We start from the raw sequence: 3,830 nt of genomic DNA, 5'->3' as shown, positions 1-3,830 counted from the left end.
ATTTATAATTACCATAAGAGCTTTAATTAAATCTGTTGAAAGCTTTCCTTGTTCATCTAGATCAATAAGAGAATTAATAAGAGCCTCTAGTTCTTTGTTACTTACAACTGAAGATGGCATGTTTAAATTATTAGAAAGTAAATTGCTATCTTCTTGATGCAACACATCTAACCAGCCATGTGGTTTGCCGAAAGCTTCTTCAATTTCACGAGCTACTTTATTACCGATTCCTTTGATGGGAGTTGTCCCTGCAAACTGACTTGTTTGCGACTGGCCTTTATTAATCTTATTAGCAAAGTTAGAAACACCACCAACCTGGCCAACCAATATGCGGGTGTTGTTATATCTAATAGTTTTGCTGTCCATACATTAACTCAACTTTTTAGCAGTATTTGCTATAGAAAATACCTAACAGGTAGTTTTTAAAGAAGAAAATACCTAGTAGGTGTAATTTTACTTTTATCACCTTAAAGGTAAACAAGAAAAAAGGTTGTATTTGTATTACCTAAAAGGTAATATTTGGGTTGATTAGAGAGGATCAATCTATGCGATTTCGAGATTTCATTTTAAAAATGACTCCTGAGCAATTAGAAAAGTATGCAAAAGCTGCTGGTACAACAAGTGGTTATCTGAAGACGCATCTTTTGTATGGGTATAAAGAACCACGTAGGAAGCTCCGTACAGCTTTAGTTCAAGCAAGTAATGGTCAAGTTTCGGAACAGGAAGTCTTACAACATTTTGGGTTGTATCCCCCTCAAACATTACCTAACTCAAATGGTAATGAAGTAGCCATCTAATAAACACGTTCAAAAGGACTCGCAATGAACATATTAGATGCTGCTTACCACACGGTTCACGACTTTAAAGGCGGGGCAAATGCGCTTGCATCACGCATGGGCATAAAAAGCCCTGCGGTGCTCAACAGCAAGGTTAACCCAAACACGGAAACACATCACCTGACTTTGTTCGAAGCCACAAAGCTGATGGGCATAACAGGGGATTTTCGAATACTTCAGGCAATTTGTGCAGAACATGGCAAAGCTGCCATCGATCTGCCAGATATACCTGAGAGCCATAGAGACAGTTGCCTGATGGATACCTTTCTCAATATCGGTATCAAGAAAGGCAACGTAAGCAAGCAATTTAGAGAAATGCTTGCAGATGGGCGAATAACAAAAGGCGAGGCAATCGACATGGCCAAGGTCATACACGACATGCATGTACTGCTTGCCACGCTGGAGCAACAAATTAATGCCTGCATTCAGGACCAATAAAAAAACCGCTTCCAGTTTTGAGCAGCGGAAGCGGTTTTATGACCTTTATTCATACTTGCTAAGCGAGAAGAAAATATGAACAGACACAATCTAGCAAAACAGACTGGCAAAGACAAACAGAATTCTGATTATGTGACAGGCGACGTCGTTGTTTATATCAGTGGTGGCAACAACGAACTCCATGAGATCTACAAAGTTCATAGCAACACTTGCGTTTCTATTAAACCGCTTAAAGGAAGTTTATTACTTCAACGAGTTGCATCAACAGCGTTATTACGTCATGCCACAGTTGCAGATTTACAGGCAGGTAAGCGACCAGACAATACAGATCTAGTCATCTTAGATATGGGTGACGATCTTGATATCGAAAACCATATTTCAAAAAACTGCCGTGTGATTAGCAATGATTTTTCTAAATTCCTGAGTAGAGCGCTGAATGCTCAAAAGGAGATGACATGAGCTTAGATGCAACCATCTGGGCATTTAAGGCAGCAGTCAAAACATCAAGCCAGCGCCTTGTCTTACTTGCCTTGGCCGACCGAGCCGGTGACGAGCACAAATGCTATCCGAGCCTAAAACGCCTGGAGAAAGACACAGTACTCAACCGTAAAACCATCATTAAAGTTCTGGATGAACTCGAAGAAGGTGCATTCATAAAATTTACGGGTAAAACAACAGGTAACGGAGTAAAGATCTATCAACTGATTGGTGTTGTAGGCCGAGAAGATGATGATTCAACCAGTACCAAAAACGGAACGGGTACCAATTTAGGTACTGGTTCCAAAAACGGTACTAGTACCAATAACGGAACTGCCAGTAGTACCAAAAACGGTACTGCAACCAGTACCAATATTGGGACACAGAACCTCCCAATGAATCTATCAATAGAATCTAAAAATAAAAAAACGTGGCTTTGCTTGAAAAAACTTAGTGAGGAAATTGCTCAAGCAGAACCTGACCAGAATCCGGATGAGCTAATTCAAGCCAGTTGGTTTGAACGAGAGCGAAATGCTTTCGAACGATTCAACGAGTCGAAGAGCGTTTGTGATGATCTCATGGTCTATCACTTTGCAGACTGGTTGCTGAATGCGAGAACGAAATACCAAACTCGAGATCAGGCGAGTCTTCCGAAAACAGGGACGCGGGTTCGAGTCCCACAGAGCGCATCAAACAGATTGAGTGACAAACAAATCAGATTCTTTGCAAGCAAGTTAGCTCGTTTACCAGACTTTGCTAAATACTCCGTAGGCAACGAAAGCTATGAGCAACTGGCAAAGCGATTGGAACCAATGCTTAAAGAACCTGAAAACCTCAAAAAGTGGGCTGAGTACCTGATCAACATCAGCAATGAACATAAGGGGAATGCAGCCTGATGAGTAGCATGAGCCTCGCCCAGTACCGTGAAGAAATCCTTAAGCTATCTCGCCAAACAAAAGTGACCAAATCCAAAGCAAACAGGAAAACCAAGCTTAGAGCTAAACCCCAACAGCAAGAACCAAGCGAAGGGGAATTAATCCTGATGAGAGATCTAAGAGTCTTAGGCATTGGCTTTGAACAAGAATATAAGTTTCATCCAACACGCAAATGGCGGGCAGATTTCCTGATCAGCAATACCAAGATTTTGATCGAGGTTGAAGGCGGGATCTGGTCTCAGGGCCGCCATACACGGGGAACCGGTTACATCGGTGACATGGAAAAATACAACGCAGCAGCAGTTTTAGGATTTCAGGTATTACGGTTCAGCACACAACAAGTGAAATCCGGTTTAGCAGTACAACAGATAGAGCAATTGGTAAGAGGTACAAAATGACATTGGTGATTGAAAAGATGCATATCATGCAGGCAGTTGATTGGTCACGATTCGATTTAGAAGGTTGGTTATACCAATTCGGTGCCTGGCTCTATAGTCATACTGGTCCATGTGGCCAGAGTATCAATCCAATTGCCGTAGCGATGGATAACGCTGCTAAAACCCGACGAACTAAAAAGCTGGCAGAGAAGAAAACAAATCAAGTCATCGCTGACTATATTTCTGATACTTCTTCTGAACTATCACGACCAAAGCGAGGCAAAGTCACTTGTGAAATTAATGACAATGAAGCTCGTGCTGTACAACGCCTAATACTGGATATGTTTGGCCGGAGCGAAATCATGGACGAATGGCTGGATACTGTAGTTGATCGTTACTTTCGAGGGCAGTCATGGTCTGAGATGGCTAATGAGGATCGTACTCAAAACGATGCTAGGCAAGATGTAAAGTGTGGGTTGGCAGCGTTGCATTGTAAGTATGGGTTTATAGGGTTTTAGATGAAATCTAACTAGGAGTTAGCTTTCATCTAATTTTTACAACTAAAAGTTAGCTTTTACGCCTAAAAATTAGCTTCTATCTAATTTCTATAACTTAAAGTTAGTTTTTCGCTAATTTTTCTACAAATTAAAGTTAGTTTTTATCTAATTTTTACAACCTGAAAATTAGTATTTACTAAATTTTATGGTGTAATAACTTGGTTTTGATAAGTAAGTGGTGACTTACTTAATTGCTTACTTAAGTAAAGG

The 3,830-nt window shown here is 40.7% G+C and carries 7 protein-coding genes; 6 read left to right on the top strand and 1 reads right to left on the bottom strand.

Annotated elements, in window-relative coordinates; genetic code table 11:
* Window positions 1-366, bottom strand: a 366-nt coding sequence (locus tag AWW72_RS19745) for a hypothetical protein (RefSeq protein ID WP_062848208.1), incomplete at its 3' end; no start/stop codon positions are given.
* Window positions 367-545: 179 nt separating this feature from the next.
* Between AWW72_RS19745 and AWW72_RS17865 the strand changes: the two genes are divergently transcribed.
* From AWW72_RS17865 to AWW72_RS17840, 6 genes are all read left to right on the top strand, one after another.
* Complete coding sequence (locus tag AWW72_RS17865; protein WP_062848207.1) at window positions 546-797, top strand: hypothetical protein; 252 nt, start codon at window positions 546-548, stop codon at window positions 795-797.
* A gap of 24 nt (window positions 798-821) precedes the next feature.
* The gene (locus AWW72_RS17860; RefSeq protein WP_062848206.1) at window positions 822-1,274 is read left to right on the top strand and encodes a phage regulatory CII family protein; all 453 of its coding nucleotides are present in this window, start codon (window positions 822-824) and stop codon (window positions 1,272-1,274) included.
* Window positions 1,275-1,349: 75 nt separating this feature from the next.
* A complete protein-coding gene (locus AWW72_RS17855; protein WP_062848205.1) occupies window positions 1,350-1,733 on the top strand; it encodes a hypothetical protein in 384 nt (127 codons plus the stop codon).
* A complete protein-coding gene (locus AWW72_RS17850) occupies window positions 1,730-2,647 on the top strand; it encodes a helix-turn-helix domain-containing protein (RefSeq protein ID WP_062848204.1) in 918 nt (305 codons plus the stop codon). Before AWW72_RS17855 ends, AWW72_RS17850 begins: the two co-directional genes overlap by 4 nt.
* Window positions 2,647-3,084 carry a DUF559 domain-containing protein gene (locus AWW72_RS17845; RefSeq protein WP_062848203.1) on the top strand — a complete coding sequence of 146 codons (438 nt, stop codon included), beginning with the start codon at window positions 2,647-2,649 and terminating at the stop codon, window positions 3,082-3,084. The genes AWW72_RS17850 and AWW72_RS17845 overlap by 1 nt, the downstream gene beginning before the upstream one ends.
* The gene (locus AWW72_RS17840) at window positions 3,081-3,581 is read left to right on the top strand and encodes a hypothetical protein (RefSeq protein ID WP_062848202.1); all 501 of its coding nucleotides are present in this window, start codon (window positions 3,081-3,083) and stop codon (window positions 3,579-3,581) included. Before AWW72_RS17845 ends, AWW72_RS17840 begins: the two co-directional genes overlap by 4 nt.
* The last annotated feature ends 249 nt before the right edge of the window (window positions 3,582-3,830 follow it).

Origin of the sequence: Acinetobacter sp. NRRL B-65365 (assembly GCF_001605865.1) — a bacterium.
Lineage (GTDB): Bacteria > Pseudomonadota > Gammaproteobacteria > Pseudomonadales > Moraxellaceae > Acinetobacter > Acinetobacter vivianii.
This window is presented reverse-complemented; position numbering and strand designations above follow the sequence as displayed.

What these genes read in the sequence shown, in the direction of transcription:
- AWW72_RS17865 (WP_062848207.1), top strand. Translation starts at nt 546, where the DNA reads ATGCGATTTCGAGATTTCATTTTAAAAATGACTCCTGAGCAATTAGAA.
- AWW72_RS17860 (WP_062848206.1), top strand. Translation starts at nt 822, where the DNA reads ATGAACATATTAGATGCTGCTTACCACACGGTTCACGACTTTAAAGGC.
- AWW72_RS17855 (WP_062848205.1), top strand. Translation starts at nt 1,350, where the DNA reads ATGAACAGACACAATCTAGCAAAACAGACTGGCAAAGACAAACAGAAT.
- AWW72_RS17850 (WP_062848204.1), top strand. Translation starts at nt 1,730, where the DNA reads ATGAGCTTAGATGCAACCATCTGGGCATTTAAGGCAGCAGTCAAAACA.
- AWW72_RS17845 (WP_062848203.1), top strand. Translation starts at nt 2,647, where the DNA reads ATGAGTAGCATGAGCCTCGCCCAGTACCGTGAAGAAATCCTTAAGCTA.
- AWW72_RS17840 (WP_062848202.1), top strand. Translation starts at nt 3,081, where the DNA reads ATGACATTGGTGATTGAAAAGATGCATATCATGCAGGCAGTTGATTGG.